Origin of the sequence: Paratractidigestivibacter faecalis (assembly GCF_003416765.1) — a bacterium.
Classification (GTDB): Bacteria; Actinomycetota; Coriobacteriia; order Coriobacteriales; family Atopobiaceae; genus Paratractidigestivibacter; species Paratractidigestivibacter faecalis.
In genome coordinates this window covers 1,354,078-1,372,471 of record NZ_QSNG01000001.1, presented here as the reverse complement: position 1 = coordinate 1,372,471, position 18,394 = coordinate 1,354,078, and the positions used below count along the sequence as shown (strand labels likewise).

General features: G+C 67.7%; 18 protein-coding genes. 16 read left to right on the top strand and 2 right to left on the bottom strand.

Translation table 11 applies throughout. The features are described from left to right. Positions 1-6 precede the first annotated feature (6 nt). Entirely contained in the window at positions 7-696 is a 690-nt protein-coding gene (locus DXV50_RS06105; protein WP_117205370.1) for an ECF transporter S component, read from the top strand. Positions 697-827: 131 nt separating this feature from the next. Here DXV50_RS06105 and DXV50_RS06100 read toward each other — a convergent pair whose 3' ends face one another. Next, positions 828-2,228: a cation:proton antiporter gene (locus tag DXV50_RS06100; protein ID WP_157966973.1), complete on the bottom strand. Its 1,401-nt coding sequence runs from the start codon at positions 2,226-2,228 to the stop codon at positions 828-830. A gap of 251 nt (positions 2,229-2,479) precedes the next feature. Between DXV50_RS06100 and DXV50_RS06095 the strand changes: the two genes are divergently transcribed. Next, on the top strand, positions 2,480-3,280 hold the full coding sequence (locus tag DXV50_RS06095) for a YebC/PmpR family DNA-binding transcriptional regulator (RefSeq protein ID WP_117205368.1): 801 nt from the start codon (positions 2,480-2,482) through the stop codon (positions 3,278-3,280). A 311-nt stretch (positions 3,281-3,591) separates the two neighbouring features. Here the strand turns inward: DXV50_RS06095 and DXV50_RS06090 are convergent, their stop codons facing one another. Continuing rightward, positions 3,592-3,861: a hypothetical protein gene (locus tag DXV50_RS06090; RefSeq protein ID WP_198666420.1), complete on the bottom strand. Its 270-nt coding sequence runs from the start codon at positions 3,859-3,861 to the stop codon at positions 3,592-3,594. Between the two features lie 116 nt (positions 3,862-3,977). On the opposite strand from DXV50_RS06090, the gene DXV50_RS06085 reads away from it, so the two are divergent. The 14 genes from DXV50_RS06085 to rsmI all read left to right on the top strand — a co-directional run bounded on the left by DXV50_RS06085 (position 3,978) and on the right by rsmI (position 18,100). Continuing rightward, positions 3,978-5,261 carry an aminotransferase class I/II-fold pyridoxal phosphate-dependent enzyme gene (locus tag DXV50_RS06085; RefSeq protein WP_117205367.1) on the top strand — a complete coding sequence of 428 codons (1,284 nt, stop codon included), beginning with the start codon at positions 3,978-3,980 and terminating at the stop codon, positions 5,259-5,261. A 155-nt stretch (positions 5,262-5,416) separates the two neighbouring features. Then, positions 5,417-6,331: a tetratricopeptide repeat protein gene (locus DXV50_RS06080; RefSeq protein ID WP_117205366.1), complete on the top strand. Its 915-nt coding sequence runs from the start codon at positions 5,417-5,419 to the stop codon at positions 6,329-6,331. Positions 6,332-6,350: 19 nt separating this feature from the next. Beyond that, positions 6,351-6,665: an STAS domain-containing protein gene (locus tag DXV50_RS06075; RefSeq protein ID WP_117205365.1), complete on the top strand. Its 315-nt coding sequence runs from the start codon at positions 6,351-6,353 to the stop codon at positions 6,663-6,665. A gap of 76 nt (positions 6,666-6,741) precedes the next feature. Beyond that, complete coding sequence (locus DXV50_RS09960) at positions 6,742-7,308, top strand: Sec-independent protein translocase subunit TatA/TatB (protein ID WP_117205364.1); 567 nt, start codon at positions 6,742-6,744, stop codon at positions 7,306-7,308. Positions 7,309-7,313: 5 nt separating this feature from the next. Beyond that, the gene (gene tatC, locus DXV50_RS06065) at positions 7,314-8,102 is read left to right on the top strand and encodes a twin-arginine translocase subunit TatC (protein WP_117205363.1); all 789 of its coding nucleotides are present in this window, start codon (positions 7,314-7,316) and stop codon (positions 8,100-8,102) included. Positions 8,103-8,122: 20 nt separating this feature from the next. Further along, positions 8,123-10,690 carry a DNA topoisomerase I gene (locus DXV50_RS06060; protein WP_117205362.1) on the top strand — a complete coding sequence of 856 codons (2,568 nt, stop codon included), beginning with the start codon at positions 8,123-8,125 and terminating at the stop codon, positions 10,688-10,690. Positions 10,691-10,787: 97 nt separating this feature from the next. After that, positions 10,788-11,456, top strand: a complete 669-nt coding sequence (locus DXV50_RS06055) for a DUF3990 domain-containing protein (RefSeq protein WP_117205361.1) — start codon at positions 10,788-10,790, stop codon at positions 11,454-11,456. Continuing rightward, on the top strand, positions 11,440-12,117 hold the full coding sequence (locus DXV50_RS06050) for a helix-turn-helix domain-containing protein (protein WP_117205360.1): 678 nt from the start codon (positions 11,440-11,442) through the stop codon (positions 12,115-12,117). The genes DXV50_RS06055 and DXV50_RS06050 overlap by 17 nt, the downstream gene beginning before the upstream one ends. Positions 12,118-12,162: 45 nt before the next feature. Beyond that, a complete protein-coding gene (gene tmk / locus DXV50_RS06045) occupies positions 12,163-12,807 on the top strand; it encodes a dTMP kinase (protein ID WP_117205359.1) in 645 nt (214 codons plus the stop codon). Further along, positions 12,807-13,955: a DNA polymerase III subunit gene (locus tag DXV50_RS06040; RefSeq protein WP_117205358.1), complete on the top strand. Its 1,149-nt coding sequence runs from the start codon at positions 12,807-12,809 to the stop codon at positions 13,953-13,955. Before tmk ends, DXV50_RS06040 begins: the two co-directional genes overlap by 1 nt. Beyond that, the gene (locus tag DXV50_RS06035; RefSeq protein ID WP_117205357.1) at positions 13,934-15,457 is read left to right on the top strand and encodes a PSP1 domain-containing protein; all 1,524 of its coding nucleotides are present in this window, start codon (positions 13,934-13,936) and stop codon (positions 15,455-15,457) included. The genes DXV50_RS06040 and DXV50_RS06035 overlap by 22 nt, the downstream gene beginning before the upstream one ends. A gap of 241 nt (positions 15,458-15,698) precedes the next feature. Then, positions 15,699-16,127 (top strand): 6-pyruvoyl trahydropterin synthase family protein, encoded by a 429-nt coding sequence (locus DXV50_RS06030; protein WP_117205356.1) that lies wholly within the window; start codon positions 15,699-15,701, stop codon positions 16,125-16,127. Between the two features lie 99 nt (positions 16,128-16,226). After that, positions 16,227-17,249: a glycoside hydrolase family 5 protein gene (locus DXV50_RS09865; RefSeq protein ID WP_117205355.1), complete on the top strand. Its 1,023-nt coding sequence runs from the start codon at positions 16,227-16,229 to the stop codon at positions 17,247-17,249. Continuing rightward, complete coding sequence (gene rsmI / locus DXV50_RS06020) at positions 17,249-18,100, top strand: 16S rRNA (cytidine(1402)-2'-O)-methyltransferase (protein ID WP_232817474.1); 852 nt, start codon at positions 17,249-17,251, stop codon at positions 18,098-18,100. The genes DXV50_RS09865 and rsmI overlap by 1 nt, the downstream gene beginning before the upstream one ends. Positions 18,101-18,394 lie beyond the last annotated feature (294 nt).

Here is an 18,394-nt window from a genome sequence, read left to right as displayed (position 1 = left end):
GGCGCCATGAGCAGGGTCTCCCGCACGCTATCCGTCCTCGAGTTGCCGGCACTTCTGGCGGTTCCCATCCTGATGGTGACGTTGGCGCTGTCCGGCGTTGACGCTACGGCGGGACTTACGCTGCTCGTGTCGCTTCTTGCCGTGGGGTTGGTCTTTGCGAGTTTCGAGGCGTCCCGACCGCCGCTGCGCCAGCTCATGCCCACGGCCGTGCTTGCCGCGACGGCCGCTGCCGGGCGCGTCCTCTTCGCGCCCATTCCAGACGTGAAGCCGGTCTCGGCTATTGCCGTTATTGCCGGGGCCACCCTGGGGCGCAGGAGTGGCTTCATGGTGGGGGCGGTGGCCGCCCTGGTGTCCAACTTCTTCTTCGGCCAAGGCTCGTGGACCCCCTGGCAGATGTATGCATGGGGCCTGGTGGGCTACCTTGGCGGGGTCATTGCGGACCGCGGCCTGCTGGAGCGCGGAGGCGTCCTCTACGCGTGGGGCTTTCTCTCGGCCCTCATGTACGGCGCCATCCTCAACGGCTATTACGTCCTGGGGTTTGTGAGGCCACTCACCTGGCCGTCCGTGCTTGCCGCCTACGCGGCGGGCTTCCCGCTGGACTGCGTCCACGGCGTGGCCACGGCGGCGTTCCTGGCCGTCATCTGGCTGCCGTGGGGCCGCTCCATCCGCCGCGTGGTCCGCAAGTACGACCTCTGAACCCAAATCGGATTCCGATTTGGGTTCAGAGGGGTAGCCGCCGGCGAGGTGTGTCTCGACAAATTCCCAGCTCGTGAAAGGGCGATGGCCGCAGAGACCGCGAGGGCGGCCGCAGCCCGAACCTAAATCGTCTAGCTGCGGGTCTGTTCGCCGCCGTCGGCGCTCGTTTTGGGTTCGCGCTCCTGGGCCAGGAAGTCTGCCGAGGAGAGCCTCACGCCGCGACGGCGCAGCTCGCGGCGCTCCTCGTGGAAGCGCTCGGCCACCTCGTGGGCGTGCTCCTGGTGCTCGTGGATGATGCGGCGCAGCTCCTTCGGATGCTCGGCCACCTCGCGCGCGGCCTCCACCGGGTGAGCCGCAATGGCCACGCGGAAGAAGGACGTGATGACGGGGATGGCCAGCACCGAGAGCGCGCCCGAGGTCACGAGGACGCTCGCCATCTGCTCGTCCATGGCGCCCGCGCGGGTGGCCGCCTCGGTGAGCGCCACGATGAGGGGCAGTGCCATGGTGCAGTAGAGCGAGGCCGAGACCTTCTCGCCAAGCGGCATGTCGCGGGTCTCGGGGAAGGCGGAGAGAGAAAGGCCCAGCGGGATGGCGCGCACCGCAAGCAGCAGCGCCATGAACGTCAACAGCAGGCCGGGGTCGGCGCCCACGGCCGCAAAGTCTATGCCCAGTCCCGAGTACACAAAGAACGCCGGCACAAACAGGCCGTTGCCCACGACCTCCACCTTCTGCATGACGCGGTGGCCGCCGTCCCTGCCCACCACGTGGCGCAGGATGAAGCCGGCGGCAAACGCCGCCAGCACGGCGTCCAGGTCAAGCATCTCGGCCAGGGCCAGAAGCGCCACCAGCAAGAGGACCGCCGCGCGCAGCGTCGGCTGGGAGCCCGCGTTCTCGGCGTTCTGGTGCAGGAAGTCGGAGAGCTTGGTGCCCACGTCCCGGGCGCGCTCGGCGCGGACGGCCACCACCAGGCATAGCACGAAGAAGCCTGCCAGCACGGCCAGGTTCATGGACGTCGAGCGGTGGGGAGAGAGCAAAAGCGACATCGCCAGCACGGGCAGGATCTCTCCCATGGCGCCGTAGGCCACAACGACCCGGCCCACCCGCGTGCCGCCTAGCCCGCGGTCGCGCATGATGGGCACGAGGGTTCCGTAGGCCGTGGTGGTGAGCGCGATGGCGAAGGCGGCCGTGCCGGTGGGGGAGAGGCCCAGCCCCAGCCGCGGCGTGACCAGGAAGGCCAGCGCGGCTGAGACGGCCCAGCACACGGCTGCGTGCCTGCCCATCCTTCCGGCAAGCTCGCGAGGGTCGAGCTCGTAGCCCGCCATGAGGAAGAGAAGCCCCATGCCCAGGCGGCTTATGAGCGCAAGGCCGTCCAGTGGCTGGACCAGCCCCAGGCAGTTGGGCCCCACGATGGCGCCCGCAAAGACGAAGAACACCACCTCGGGCACGGGCCGCCCGGGAATGAGGCTCGCCAGAAACGAGCATCCAAGGACGAGGGCCATGATGACCGCGAGCATGCAGAGGTTCTCAACCAAGGTATCTCCAAGCCTGACGGGACGAGCGGGTTGACAAAGGGACAGGCCCTTTGTCAACTCTAGCGCGTGCGGCGAGAAGCCCTTCTCGCCGTGGCTTGATTTGTTGCTAATGTGAGGGGCTTGCATCCGGGGTCTTTACAGGGTAGGGGGCTTTTGATTAGCATGAATGAGTTTGTTTTCTGAGTTAGTTCAGTGCCCCGTCGGCATGGGCGTAAGGGCGCCCGCCAAGAGGCAGCGAGAAGGAGATGTGCATGTCCGGACACTCTAAGTGGGCAACCACCAAGCACAAGAAGGCCGCTATCGACGCCAAGCGCTCCGCGCTGTTCTCCAAGCTCTCCCGCAACATCACCGTTGCGGCCAAGCTCGGCGGCGACCCCAACCCCGACAACAACGCCTCCCTGGCTGCCGCCGTGGCCCGTGCCCGTATGGTCTCCATGCCCAACGCCAAGATCAAGGCCGCCATCGACAAGGCCTTTGGCGCCGGTGCCGACGCCGCCGTCTACACCGAGATCACCTACGAGGGCTACGGCCCCGCGGGCATCGCGGTCTACGTCGACTGCCTGACCGACAACAAGAACCGCACCGCCGCTGACGTGCGCTCTGCCTTCACCCACGCGGGCGGCTCGCTGGGCACCGCCGGCTCCGTTGCCTTCCAGTTCGAGCGCAAGGGCTCCATCGCCGTCGACAAGATCATCAAGTCTGACGAGAAGAAGGTCGCCGACCGCGAGAACGCCGTGGACGAGGACGAGTTCATGATGGCCGTGGCCGAGGCTGGCGGCGAGGACTACGAGGACGCCGGCGAGCAGTGGATCGTCTGGACCGCCTACGACAAGATGCAGGACGTCCAGAAGGGCCTTGAGGCCCAGGGCATCGAGGTCAAGGGCTCCGAGCTCACCATGGTCCCCACCACCCCGACCGACGTCTCCGTCGTGGACGCCAAGAAGGTCCAGCGCCTTGTCGACCGTCTCGACGAGCTTGAGGACGTCCAGAACGTCTACCACACCATGAACGTCACCGACGAGATTGCCGCCGCCCTGGAGGAGGACGAGTAGTTCTCGCCGAGCTTTGCGCAGATTGCCTGCAAGGAGGGGCCGCCATCCATGCGATGGCGGCCCCTTTTCTGTCTGCGGGCGCGTTGGCGTGAGGGTGCGAGGCCGGCACTTGGGGCTGTTGTACCGCAAATGCATGAAAATGGGTGACTTAACTCAAACTGTGCAGTAGCACGCCATTTTGGCGAAGACTCAACTGGTCGTTTGCCGGGCGAGTGGGGGGTGGCTACTCGCAGAAGTCAAATTAAGTCACCCATTTTCGCGAGGTTTGTAGAAAAATGGCTCTCCGTCGCCGGATGAATGCCTCCCTGGGCCTACTCCACCGTGCCGTAGACGCCGCCCCAGCCGTGGCCGGAGAGGATGGAGTTCATCTGGTCGCACAGCTGCGTGCGCGTGAAGGTGGAGGAGGGCAGCAGGTCTATCACCTCTGCGAGGTCCGCGCAGAGGTCGAAGGCCTCGGCGCGCATGAGGACGTCCAGCTTGGTGACAGTGGCGTAGCGCGAGACGCCGGGAGCAAACAGGGCGTCAACCAGGTGCTGGAGCTCGCCATAGTCCTCAGAGCGAAAGTCAAACGAGATGCCCACGGTCTCTCCTGCCTGTAATCTGCCTGTTAGCAATTGTTGTCGGGACGTCTCATGGTAGCAGCTCCCACGCGGCTCCGGCCTTATACTCGCACTCAGCCACCGACCTAGGAGGAACCATGCCCAACGCATACGAGGCAATGAACGACGCAGAGCTCAAGGCCGCCATTGCGGACCTCGAGAAGCAGGCGGACGACCTTAGGGCCCTCGACCTCAAGCTCGACATGGCCCGAGGCAAGCCCAGCCCCCAGCAGACGGCCCTCTCGCGTCCCATGCTGGACCTGCTGACGTCCGAGTCCGACCTCTCCGACGAGGGCGTGGCCGCCGACAACTACGGCTGCCCCGAGGGCCTTCCCTCCGCACGCCGCCTCGCGGCAGAGCTGCTTGGCGTCGACGAGAAGAACGTCATCGTCAACGGCTCCTCCAGCCTGAACCTCATGCATGACGTGGTCTGCAACGCCTACACGCACGGTATCGGCGGCAACAAGCCCTGGAGCCAGCAGGGCAAGGTCAAGTTCCTGTGCCCCGCTCCGGGCTATGACCGCCACTTCACCGTGACCGCCCGCTACGGCATCGAGAACGTCCCCGTTCCCATGACGGCCGAGGGTCCCGACATGGACGTCGTCCGCCGCTACGTGGAGGAGGATCCCTCCGTCAAGGGCATCTGGTGCGTCCCCATGTACGCCAACCCCACCGGCATCACCTACTCCGACGAGGTCGTGCGCGCCTTCGCCCACCTGAAGCCCGCCGCCCCCGACTTCCGCATCTTCTGGGACAACGCCTACTGCGTCCACACCTTCAAGGGCGAGGGCGACCACCTGCTCAACATCTTCGATGCCCTGGAGGAGGCCGGCGCCGCTGACCTCGTCTACGAGTTCGGCTCCACCGCCAAGGTGACCTTCCCCAGCTCCGGCATGGCCTACATGACGGCCAGCCCCGCCGACATGGCCGAGGTCCGCGCCGCCTTCGCGAGCATGCGCGTCTCTCCCGAGAAGATCTCGCAGCTTGCCCACGTGCGCTTCCTCAAGGACGCCGCCGGCGTGCGCACCCACATGGAGAAGCACGCGGCCATCGTCGCCCCGCGCTTTGCCCTTGTGGAGGAGAAGCTCACTGCGGGCCTGGCCGACCTGGGCGTGGCAACCTGGACGCACCCCTGCGGCGGCTACTTCGTCTCCTTCGACGGTCCCGAGGGCTCTGCCAAGGCCATCGTGAGCCTCGCCGCAGAGCTGGGCGTCAAGCTCACCCCGGCCGGCGCCACCTGGCCCTACGGCAAGGACCCCAAGGACACCAACATCCGCATCGCGCCGACCTTCCCCACCCTCGAGGAGCTGGGCCAGGCGCTCGACGTCTTCGTCGTGGCGGTCAAGCTCGTCTCCGCACGCCTGGCTGCCGAGGCCAGGTAGCCTCCGGGGCCTTCGGGTTTTTCGCCCGAAGGCCCCTTTTCTGTGTTTGTTGCCGCCGACCGGGCAAGACTGGCACGCTCGGGGCAAAGTGACGTACTCTAGATAGTTACGGGTGCCGCCATAAGGCGGCAAAAGCAACGAAAGGCACGTCTTACATGTCCAAGAAGACCAACAAGAAGCAGGTCAGCGCCAAGGCAAAGCGGGCCAAGGGCACCGCTGAGGCGCAGGCCAAGTCGGCCAAGCCCAAGGACGGCATGCCCCTTGGTGCCAAGGTCGCGCTCACGGTCTTCGCCGTTCTCATGGCCCTCTCCATGATGCTGCCCTCCATCGCCGCCATCGTCGGCACGTCGAGCTCGCAGGACTCCTCCTCGCAGAGCCAGTCGGCAGACTCCAGCTCAAGCGCGGACTCCTCCGACTCCGGCAGCTCCTCTGACTCCTCCGACGGCACCACCGACGCCGTCGCTCAGGCAGACGAGAAGTACCAGCCCCTGGTGGACGCGCTGGAGACCAAGCTCTCCTCGGACTCCCAGAACCTCGCCACCCTGCTCAACCTGGGCAAGGACTACATGGCCTGGGGCGTGACCGTGCGCTACTCCGGCTCCACCGACGCCTCCACCTCCCATGCCAACGAGCTTCTGGAGAAGGCCATCTCGTACTACGACCAGTACCTGGCCCTCAAGGACTCCGGCGCCGTCCGCGTGGACCGCGCCCTCTGCCAGTACTACGAGGAGGAGACCTCCGAGGCCACGGCGGCCCTGGAGCAGCTCACCCAGGACATGCCCGACTACGGTCCCGCTTGGGCAAACCTCGGCATGCTCTACGAGTCCGCGGGCAACTCCGACCAAGCGCGCGAGGCTTACCAGAAGGCGCAGGAGGCAGACGCCGACGACGAGTACGGCGCCAAGACCTACGCCACCCAGCGCATCTCCGCGATGGACTCGGCCGCGTCGAGCAGTGCCGGCACCACCGACTCCACCAGCGCCACCACGTCCGGCAGCTCCACCACCGGCTCCACCGGCGTGAAGGGCCTCTCGGACACCCTGGCCAACCTTTCCGGCACCAGCCTCTAGCGTCACAAGGAGGAACACCATGGCACTCAACATCGCGATTTCCCAGGAAGCAGATGCCGTTCTCGTCAAGGTGGCGGGGGAGGTGGACGTTTCCAACGCCTCCGAGCTGAGGGACGCCATCGACGCCAAGCTGCCCGAGACTACCGGCGAGCTCGTCGTTGACCTGGCGGACGTCCCCTACATTGACTCCACGGGCATCGGCGTCCTGGTGGGCGCCGCCCACCGCGCGCAGGAGCAGGGCGCCACGCTGGTGGTGGCCCGTCCGCAGAGAAACGTTGCCCGCGTCCTCGGCATGCTCGGCGTGGAGAAGGACCTCAACATCCGCGAGGCGTAAGGCCTCGTCTGGGCGCACCGGCCCAAAGCAAGGGTCCCTCGGGGCCAAAGCCGTACGTTAGACGGAGGATTCACCAGTGTTTGGAATCGGAGAGACAGAGCTTGCGCTCATCCTGATTTTCGCGTTCATGATCTTCGGGCCCGACAAGCTTCCGGGAATGGGCAAGACCCTCGGCCGCGCCTTGCGCCAGTTCAGGAACGCCCAGGAGGGCTTCACCCAGGTCGTCCAGACCGAGATCGTCGACCCGGCCGCAGAGGCCATGGGCGACAAGAAGCCCAACCGCAAGCGCTCTGAGGAGTTCGAGGAGGACGCCGACATCGAGGGCGGCGAGGGCAAGCCCGCCGCCAAGCGCTCCGAGACCTTTGCCGAGCGCAAGGCCCGCCTCGAGGCCGAGCGCCGCGCCGCCGAGGAGGCCAAGGCCGCCGAGGCCGCCACGGCCGCCAGCGAGACCGATGCCGCGGCCGATGACGCCAGCGCCGATGCCGACGCCCCCGCCGCCGAGGCGCCCGTTGCCCCTGCCCCCGCCGAGTCCGCTGCGGAACCCGAGGAGAGCAAGCCCCTCACCGCCGCAGACCTGTACGCCGTGAAGCGCCCCGCCAAGACCGAGGCCCCCGCTGACGACCAGAACCAGAAGGAGGCCTAGAAGCCATGCCGATCGGACCCGCACGCATGCCGCTCTTCGACCACATCGGAGAGCTCCGCCGCCGCCTCACCATCATCGTGGTGTCGCTTCTTGTCTGCGCCATCGTGGTGTACTTTGCCACCCCGGCCCTCATCGAGCTCATGATGGACCAGATCCGCGAGGCCATGCGCGGAGGCGACCTCTACGTCTTCACCGCGCTGGGCGGCTTCACCATCCGCTTTCAGGTGGCTCTGTTCTTCTCGGTCATCATCTGCGCCCCCATCATCATCTGGGAGGTCATGGGCTTCTTCCTGCCGGCGCTCAAGCCCAACGAGCGCAAGTGGGTCGTGCCTACCGTGGCGGCCATGGTCGTCCTGTTCTTCCTGGGCATGATCTTCTGCTACTTTGTCATCCAGTCCGCCGCCTTCGGCTGGCTGCTCGACCAGAGCTTCGAGTTTGCCCAGAACCTGGCCAACGCCGAGGACTACCTGAACATCTACATGATGCTGGAGATTGGCTTTGGCATTGCCTTCCAGCTGCCGCTGGTCATCTTCTACCTCTCCATCCTGCACGTCGTGCCGTACAAGACCTTCCGTTCCCAGTGGCGCTACGTCTACGTTGCCCTCATGATCCTCTCCGCCGTCGTCACCCCGGACGCCTCCCCGATCACCATGCTGCTGATGTTTGCCGCGCTCATCGCCCTCTACGAGGTCGCCCTGGCCGTGGCCCGCTACATCATCGTGGCCCGCGACGGCAAGGCCGCCCTCAAGTGGTCCCGCGAGGACTACGAGCAGCACGCCCTGGACAACGACTAAGACCCACGTAAGGACCACCCTTGAAGCTCATCGTCACCGAGAAGAACGACGCTGCCGGCCAGATTGCACGCCTGCTTTCCGACTCCGGCAAGCCCAAGGCCGACAAGGTCTACGACACCCCCGTCTACCGCTTCCGCAGGGGCGGGGAGGACTGCGTGACCATCGGCCTGCGTGGCCACATCCTGCAGCCCGACTTCCCGCCCGAGCTCAAGTTCAACGACGAGGAGGGCTGGTTTGGCGTGACGGCCGAGGGCGAGGTCCTTCCTGCCGACGTCCCCGACGGCCTTGCCCGCCCGCCCTACGACACCAAGCGCAAGCCCTACCTCAAGGACGGCATCGACATCAAGGGCTGGAAGATCGCCAGCCTTCCGTACCTGGTCTGGGCCCCCATCGAGAAGACCCCGGCCGAGAAGGGCATCATCCGCTCGCTCAAGAACCTCGCCAAGAAGGCCGACTCCGTCGTCATCGGCACGGACTTCGACCGCGAGGGAGAGCTCATCGGCTCTGACGCCCTGCGCCAGATCCGCGAGGTGGCCCCCGACGTGCCCGTCTCCCGCGCGCGCTACTCCGCCTTCACCAAGGCAGAGATCGACCACGCCTTCAACAACCTGGTCGAGCTTGACCAGGACCTGGCCGACGCCGGCGAGAGCCGTCAGTACATCGACCTCATCTGGGGCGCCGTCCTCACGCGCTACCTCACCACGGCCCGCTTCTCGGGCTTTGGCAACACCCGCTCCGCCGGCCGCGTGCAGACGCCGACGCTCGCCCTCGTGGTCGAGCGCGAGCGCGAGCGCATGGCCTTCAAGCCCGAGGACTACTGGGTGATCTCCGGCGAGGCCAGCCACGGCGAGGAGGAACCCTTCAAGGTCAGCCACACCACGGCCCGCTTCTGGGACAAGGACGCCGCCGACGCCGCGTACGCCAACGTGGCGGGCGCCAAGGAGGCGCGCGTGACCGCCGTGGAGCGCAAGAGCCGCACCCAGCGCCCGCCCGCGCCCTTCAACACCACGAGCCTCCAGGCCGCCGCGGCCGCGGAGGGCATCTCGCCGGCCCGCACCATGCGCCTGGCCGAGAGCCTCTACATGGACGGCCTCATCTCCTACCCACGCGTGGACAACACCGTCTACCCCAGCTCGCTGGACCTCAAGGACTGCGTGCGCACCATCTCCAAGGTCCCGCAGTACGCGCCCACCTGCAAGGCGCTTCTTTCCCAGCCCAAGCTCACCGCAACGCGCGGCAAGCAGGAGACCACCGACCACCCGCCCATCTACCCCACGGGCGCGGCCGACCCCGAGAAGCTCCAGCCTGCGGCGTGGAAGCTCTACAACCTCATCGCCCGGCGCTTCCTGGCCACTCTCATGGGGCCTGCCACCATCGAGGGCACCAAGGTGACCTTCGACGTCAACGGCGAGCCCTTCCAGGCCTCTGGCAACGTGCTTGCCAACCCGGGCTTCCGCTCCATCTACCCCTATGGCCTCAAGAAGGACGACCAGCTGCCCGAGCTCCACGAGGGCGACGTCTGCGACGTGCAGAAGATGGACCTCCTGGCCAAGCAGACCGAGCCGCCCGCGCGCTACAGCCAGGGCAAGCTCATCCAGGAGATGGAGAAGCGCGGCCTGGGCACCAAGTCCACGCGTGCGAGCATCATCGACACGCTCTACCAGCGCAAGTACCTCAAGAACGACCCGTGCGAGCCCAGCCAGCTGGGCATGGCCATCATCGACGCGCTCAACACCTACGCGCCGCGCATCACCACGCCCGAGATGACCAGCGAGCTCGAGGACGACATGACCAAGGTCGCCGAGGGCACCGACACCCAGACCCAGGTGGTCACCCACTCGCGCGCGCTTCTCGCCGGCATGATGGATGGGCTGATCGAGCACACCGAGGACCTCTCCGAGGCCATCGCGGACGCCGTCACGGCTGACGCCAAGATTGGCGTGTGCCCCAAGTGCGGGCGCGACCTCGTGGTCAAGACCAGCGCAAAGACCCGTGGCAGCTTTGCCGGCTGCATGGGCTGGCCCGACTGCGACGTCACCTACCCGCTGCCGCAGGGCCGCATCGAGGCCCTGGAGGGCGAGGCCGCCGTCTGCCCGGACTGCGGCGCCCCGCGCATCAAGGTCCAGCCCTTCCGCCAGAAGGCGTACGAGACCTGCATCAACCCCGCCTGCCCCACCAACCGCGAGCCTGACGTGGAGGTTGGCGTCTGCCACGCCTGTGCCGAGGCCGGCCGCACGGGCAAGCTCATCGCCCACAAGTCCGAGCGCACGGGCAAGCGCTTCATCCGCTGCACCAACTACGACGACTGCGGCACCAGCTACCCGCTGCCCCAGCGCGGCAAGCTCGAGGCCACGGGCGAGGAGTGCCCGGACTGCGGCGCCCCCATGGTCATCGTGACCACGGCGCGCGGCCCGTGGAAGCTCTGCCCCAACATGGACTGCCCGGGCAGGGAGAAGAAGGCCGCCGCCGGCCGCGGCCGCGGTCGCGGGACCGGCACCAAGGCGGCCTCTGCCAAGAAGCCCGCTGCCAAGAAGACTGCGGCCAAGAAGAGCGCCGCCAAGAAGACCACGGCCAAGAAGAAGGCCTAGCAAGCGAGAAGATCGTCACCTCGGGGCCGGCCACGCGCCGGCCCTTTTTGTGGAATCTGCTAGACTATCACCACGGTGATAGTGACGGGAGGACCTCATGGAGCTCTGGCATGGCTCGACGATGATCGTCAGGCATCCCGACCTCTCGTTCTGTCGCGAGAACAACGACTACGGCCGTGCGTTCTACATGACCGAGCACCTTGAGCTCGCAAGGGAATGGGCGTGTCGCTGCGAGGAGATCGACGGCGTGGCCAACCGGTACGAGCTTGACCTGGAGGGCCTTGCGGTCTTGGACCTTGACGCCGGCGCTCGGTCGGTTCTTGAGTGGCTGAGCGTCCTTCTGACTCACAGGGTCGTCAACCTGGGCTCTCCCGTGGCGCTCGAGGCGGCGGAGTGGATCAGGGAGAACTATCCGGTTGACCTGTCCGGATATGACGTCATTTGCGGATATCGCGCTGATGACTCGTACTTCTCGTTTGTGAGGCAGTTCGTCTCAAACTCGCTGAGCGTGGAGCAGCTGAGCTGGGCGATGAGGCTTGGAGGCCTGGGCCGCCAGGTCGCCTTGCGGACGCCGCGGGCGCTTGAGAGCTTGGAATACATCGACTTCGAGCCCGCACCCGCGCGCTGCTTCTACCCTCGGCGCAAACGCAGGGACCTTGAGGCCAGAAAGGCGTTCTCGGAGGGCCCCGGCTTTGACCCGGAGGGCATATACGTGCTGGATCTGATCTCGGGGAGGGTGGGCAAAGACGATGAGCGCCTACGATGAGCTCTACCTTGCGGACGCCATGACGGAGCTCGCCTGTTTCTTCGACTTTGCGGTCAACGACTACGGCGCCGAGGGCAGCGAGGTTGCGGAGCTCTTTGCCGTGAGCGCCGTCGGGCGGGAGTTCGGGCGCGGCAACCCGCGCGTCCTGGGAGGCCTCTCTGGCGTGGAGCTCTTCTGGGAGCTCTCGCACGAGCTCGGCTACGGAGACGCCAGGGGGACGGAGCCGCGCTTCCGCTTTGAGAAGACGCCCGACTACTGGGCGGGCTGGGTCGTCGCGCGCGCCCAGTGGGAGCTCGGCGTCACGTTTGGCGAGCTCTTCTCGGCGGCGCCCTATGACACAGTGGTGCGCATGTACCACCCCTACCACGAGGCCGATGAGTCAAGGTTCGTGCGTCTGGCTGCGCGGCGCGTGGAGAAAGAGCGGCTGTCCGGCCCCACGCGGCTGGCGGCGCTTCGCAGGGAGGCCGGCCTCTCCCAGCAGGAGCTGGCCTTTCGCGCCAAGGTCTCCCTGCGCTCCATCCAGATGTACGAGCAGCGCAAGAAGGACGTCAACCATGCCCAGGCCGCCACGGTCGCAAGCCTTGCCGCCGTCCTGGGCTGCCGGATGGAGGACCTGCTTGAGGTGCGGATCGATCCTGCGCTTTTGGCGCAGATCGCGTAAGGCGTATATCCTATATGGGTTAGGCAATCGGAAGGCGGAGGCGCTATGCGGGGCACGTTCATCACGCTCGAGGGGGCGGACGGCTGTGGCAAGTCCACGCAGGTCGCCCTGCTGGCCGACGCCATCCAGGCGGCCGGCCGCGAGGTCGTGCGCCTGCGCGAGCCCGGCGGCACGTCCATAAGCGAGAAGATCCGCTCGCTCGTGCTTGATCCGGACAACGCCGAGATGGCCCCCGAGTGTGAGCTCCTTCTCTTTGAGGCGTCTCGCGCCCAGCTGGTCCGTCAGGTCATCGAGCCCGCGCTCGCCCGCGGCGCCGTGGTGCTGTGCGACCGATTCTATGACTCCACCTACGCCTACCAGGCCGCTGGTCGCGCCCTGGACGCCCGGGTCATCAGCCAGGCAAACGCCCTGGGCAGCTGCGGCGTCACGCCCGACCTCACGCTGGTGCTGGACATGGACACCAAAGACGCCCTTGCCCGTGCCACCAGGGGCGGAGCGGACCGGCTCGAGGCCGAGGGCGTGGCCTTCCAGGAGCGCGTGCGCCAGGGCTACCTCGATCTTGCGGCGGCCGAGCCGGGCCGCGTACACGTGGTCGATGCCACGGGCAGCACCGAGGAGGTCCTCGGGCGCCTTGTGGACGAGGCTGCGCCCCTGGTGGACGGACTTCTCGACGGTAGGGGTGAGGCGTGATGGGCAACGCGCCGACGGACGCCCCCGCCGCGCTGGCGGGTCTCTCGGACCAGCCGCGCGTGCGCGACTTCCTGGCCCGTGCGGTGGTCGAGGGGCGTCTCAGCCATGCCTATCTCTTTGTGGGCGCCCCGGGCTCGGGCAAGCACGAGGCTGCCGAGGCCTTGGCCAAGTGCATCGTCTGCCCCAACGGGGGAGACGGCTCGTGTGACGAGTGCCGCCGCGTGGCGCACAAGACGCACCCCGACGTCCACTGGTACGCCCCGGCGTCGGCCGTGGGCTACCTTGCCGACCAGGTGCGCGAGGTCATCGCCGACGCCCAGCTTGCCCCCATGCGCGCCCCCTCAAAGGTCTACGTGCTGGAGCGGGCCGAGCTTCTGCGCGGAACGGCGGCAAATGCGCTGCTCAAGACCCTTGAGGAGCCGCCCGCCGGCGTGACCTTCATCCTTTGTGGGCGCACGGTGGCAAGCCTTCTGCCCACCATCGTCTCTCGCTGCCAGGTGGTGCCCTTCTCGTCGGTGCCGCCGGAGGTGGCCCTTGCCCGGGTCCAGCGCGAGGCCGCGGCAACCCCGCAGGAGGCTGCCATCGCCCTCTCCGTGGCGGGCTCCGCCTCCCACGCCGTCGAGTTCCTGAGTTCGCCCGGCAGAAGGCAGGTGCGCCGCCTGGTGGTGAGCACGCTTGACCAGCTGGCAAGGGACGACTCCTGGGACGTGCTCCAGGCGGCCCGCCAGATAGTGGAGGAGGCAAAGCTCCCGCTGGCCGACGTGGTCGCCGCCCAGAAGGAGGCGCTGGACGAGTCCTCGGACTTCCTCACCGCGGCGGCGCTCAAGCAGCTCGAGGACGCAAACAAGCGCGAGCTCTCCGCCCGAGAGCGTTCGGGTATGATGGAGGTTCTTGCAGCTACAGAGTCCGTCCTTCGTGACGTGCTCGTTCGCTGCGAGGACGTCTCCCGCAAGATCGTGAACGAGGACGCCGCGGCCGCCATCGAGCGCATTGCCGCGGCAACTGGCGTGGGCGGCGTCACCCGCGCCCTGGCGGCGTGCTCCGCGGCGGCGGAGGACCTCGCCCACAACGTATCGCCGCAGCTGGCCCTTGAGGCCATGCTGCTTTCCATAAAGGAGGCACTCGCATGCCCACCATCATTCCGGTGAAGTTCACCTACGCCGCGCGCGACCTGTGGTTTGACCCCGCCGGCACCGGCGCCCAGGAAGCCGACCACGTCATCTGCTCCACCGAGCGCGGAACAGAGATCGGCCTTGCCACGGCAGACGCCCGAGAGGTCTCCGAGGAGGAGCTTGAGCACGTCATCGGCCATGCCCAGCTGCGCTCGGTCGTGCGCATAGCCACGGACTCCGACCTCGACCGCGCCGAGCAGCTCGCCTCCCGCGGCGAGGATGCCATGCCCACGTTCCGCCGCCTGGTGGGCGCCAGCGGCCTGGACATGAAGCCCGTCGGCGTGGAGTACCTCTTCGACGGCGAGAAGGCCGTCTGCTACTTTGCCGCCGAGGAGCGCGTGGACTTCAGGCAGCTCGTCCGTGACCTCTCCCGCGAGCTCCACGTCCGCATCGACATGCGCCAGATCGGCGTGCGCGAGGAGGCCGCCATTGTGGGCGGCTATGGCCACTGCGGCCAGGAGCTCTGCTGCCGCAGGTTCAACATGTCCTTCGACCCGGTCTCCATCCGCATGGCCAAGGAGCAGGACCTGCCGCTCAACTCCACCAAGATCTCCGGCGCGTGCGGCCGCCTCATGTGCTGCCTGCGCTACGAGTTCGAGGCCTACCGCGACTTCAAGGGCCGTGCCCCCAAGCGCAACGCCGTCATCGACACGCCGCTGGGCAAGGGCAAGATCATCGAGTACGACACGCCCAAGGAGCAGATCTGCCTGCGCCTCGAGAGTGGCAAGCAGATTCGCGTGGCCCTGGCCGACATGACGGCCTCCGAGGCCGCCTGCAAGAAGTCCAAGGAGCTGGGCTGCGCCTGCAGGCCCGACACCGTGACGCGCGAGGTTCTCGACCGCCTGGACTCCCCGGACGTCCAGATGGCCCTCGCCGAGCTTGACCGCAAGAACGGCGTGGCCCCCGAGCAGACCGTGGACGCCGCGGACATCTTCGTGAGCACCCGCCGCAAGCGCCGCCGCTCCGATGACGGCGGCAACGCCTCCGGCAGTGCAAGCGGTGCTCGCGGCGGCAAGCCTGGCGAGAAGGGCGACCGCCCGCAGCACATGCGCGGGGGCGCCCAGGGCCAGGCTGCCGGCGAGGCTGCCGGCGAGGACGGACGTCGCCGCCGTAAGCGCCGTGGCGGCGCCGATGCCGCCAACGGCTCCGCTCCGGCCGTAGGCCAGCAGGCCCGTCCCGGCCGCGGCCAGCAGCCTGCGGCCAGCGACGGCAAGCCTGCCCGCCGCCGTCACCACCAGGCCGGCGAGGCCACGCCCGAGCGCGGGGGAGAGCAGCAGCCCAAGCGTGGCGGCGGCATGCGCCCCAAGCGCACCCGCAGGCCCGGCGACAAGGGCGGCGCTGCCGGCAGCGGCAGCCCGCGGGGCAACGCCAGTGGACAGCGTCCCGCCTCCGGCGAGGGCGCCGGCGACGCCCCCAAGCCTCGTCGCCGCCACCGTGGCGGCCGTGGCCGCGGCAACGGCGGCTCCGACGCCGAGTAGCTAGACATCAAGCGCAGGCCGCCCGACGAGAGGACCTTCTCGCCGGGCGGCTTTTGTCTGGGCGGCCGAGCCTGTGGCCTAGAGCCAGCTCTGTGTCACAACTTCTGATGAGATTCGCGTTTTTCCAGTTGCCGCTCAATTCCATCCAAAGTTGTGACACGGACTCGCGTGGACTTGCTGGCGCGCCCCCATTGCGTCCGGCGCGTGCCGTAAGATGGCCATGCAGCTGAGAGGAGACACGATGTACGAGCTTTCCACCGAGTACTGGTTTGACTCGGCGCACTTCCTGACGGACTACAACGGCAAGTGCGAGAACCTGCATGGCCACCAGTGGCGCGTGACGGCCTACGTGCGCGCCTCCGAGCTGGGCGCGTTCGGCACCGAGAAGGACATGGTCGTTGACTTTGCCACCCTCAAGCGCATCGTGCGCGAGGAGTGCGACGCGCTCGACCACACCTTCCTGGTGGAGGAGGGCTCGCTTGCCCCCGCGACCATGGACGCGCTGGCGGCCGAGGGCTTCAGCCTCACCGTCCTGCCCTTCCGCACCACGTCCGAGAACCTGGCCCGCTACCTCTTCGAGCGCCTGGTCGCGCGTGGCCTTCCCGTGAGCCGCGTGGATTGCAACGAGACTCCCAACAACCGCGCGTCCTTCTCGCCTGACCGGGGGTAGACTCAAGGTAAGTGGGCCGGGCCCAGGGGAGCGCCCGGCCGCGCATGAGGCGAGAAGCACGACGGAGGTGGTCATACGGCAGACGGCACGCTGCACGGAGTGAACCTGACGGGTTGGCTCTCGCTTGAGCCGTGGGTGACGCCCGAGCTGTTTGCCGAGGCGGGGGCCCTTGACGAGGACGCCCTGCTCAAGGGGCTTGGCGCGCGCAACTACGCCGAGGTCGTCCGTCGCCACCGCAACTCCTTCATCACGAGGGACGACTTTGTGAGAATAGCCTCGCGCGGCTTCAACGCCGTGAGGCTGCCCGTCCCCTGGTACGCCTTTGGCGACGGCGCGGCGCAGACCATCGGCTTCGTCGGCTGCATGGAGCACGTCGACGATGCGCTGGACTGGGCCGAGGAGCTTGGCCTCAAGGTCGTCTTTGCCCTGGCCATCAATCCTGGCGGCCCCGGGCGCGGCGGAGAGGCCACCCATGACCTTGCCGACATGCGCCTTTCTCGCGAGAGGGCGCTTGACGTGGTCTTCAGGCTCTCCAAGCGCTACGCCTCCCGCATGGGCTTCTTTGGCATCGAGCTTGCCGACGACGTGGTCTCGCAGCGCCGGCTTGGGCTGACCCTCACCGAGGGCATGCCCGTCCACCTCCTGCGCAACTACTATCGCGAGGCCTACGAGCTGGTCCGCCACGCCGCGGGCGAGGAGCCCGTGGTCATCATGCCCGACGGCGGCATTCCTGGCGGCTGGGGCCGCTTCATGGCCCAGCGCCACTACCGCAACGCTTGGCTCGACTGCCACCTCGACCGACGCCCGACCACGCGCGTGGACGTCTCTGGCCCCTCGGGGGTGCGCCGCCTGGTGGAGCGCAACTCTCGCCAGCTGCGCGAGGCCGCCCGCGCCGGCATGCCGGTCATGGTGGGCAAATGGTCCGCGGCGCTGCCCATCGCGGACTCCGCCATGACGCCCGAGGGCCGCATTGCCCTGGAGCGCGTCTTCACCTCCGAGCAGATCGCCGCCTACGAGAAGGCTCCCGCCTGGTTCTTCAACACCTGGAAGACCTCGGGCCTGCTGCCCGGCTGGGACGCGCGCGTGGCAATGGCAACCTTCGAGCGGGGGATGATCGCCTGATGACCGGCATGCTCTCCATGGTGGGCACGCCCATCGGAAACCTGCAGGACGCCTCGCCGCGCGTGGTCTCCACGCTGGACGCGGCCGACGTCGTGCTGTGCGAGGACACCCGCGTCACGGGCAAGCTCATGGCCGCCTTCGGCCTCCACACGCACCTGGAGCGCTGCGACGAGAACGTCATCGAGCAGCGCGTCCCTGCCGTGCTGGACCGCCTGCGGGCGGGGGAGCGCGTGGCGTTTGTCTCCGACGCGGGCATGCCGGGCGTCTCCGACCCGGGCCAGCGCCTGGTGGACGCGGCCCTGGACGAGGGCCTTTCCGTCGAGGTCATCCCTGGCCCCTCGGCCGTGACCTGCGCGCTCGTTGCCTCCGGCCTGGCGAGCGAGCACTTCTTCTTCGAGGGCTTCCTGCCCAGGCGCAAGTCCGCGCAGGTGACGCGCCTTAGGGAGCTTGCCCTGGTGCCGGGCACCATCGTCTGCTACGAGAGCCCCCGGCGCGTGGCGGAGACCCTGGCCAACGTGGCCGAGGTCTTTCCGGCGCGGCGCGTGGCGCTCGTGCGCGAGCTCACCAAGCTCCACGAGGAATGCGTGCGCGGCGTGGCGGGCGAGCTTGCCGCCGAGGTGGCGGCCCGCGGGGAGGTCCGCGGGGAGTGCGTGGTGGTCATCGCCGCGCCCGACGCCGCGGAGCTGGAGGACCGGCGCCGCGCCGCCTCGGGAGGCCCCGCCACGCTTGAGGAGGCCATCGCCCAGGGACTTGCCGCAGGCGAGCCCAAGAGCGCCCTGGCCAAGCGGCTTGCCAAGTCCTTCTCGCTTCCCAAGGCCCAGGTGTACGACAAGATTCTTCAACTGGGGTAATGGACGCAGCCCGCTTCAGGTTCCCGACCCTCTTTGGTGCTTGGGGGCTTTCGTTTGCGTGGCCTTTGAGCGTCGCGTCTTTTCTCGGGGTTTGATGGCAGCTGAGGGGAGAATGCCCCGCTCACGTTTTGCTTCCGCTGGAAGGCGTCTGTGCGCGACGGGTCGCAATTGCCTCCAGGCGCTCAAATTGGCCTTCCACTGGAAGGGCCCTTTGCGCGGCGGGCTGAAGGAGGCCTTCTGCGCTCACTTTTGGCCTCCACTGGAAGGCATTTCTGCGCAGTGCGCATGGGGACT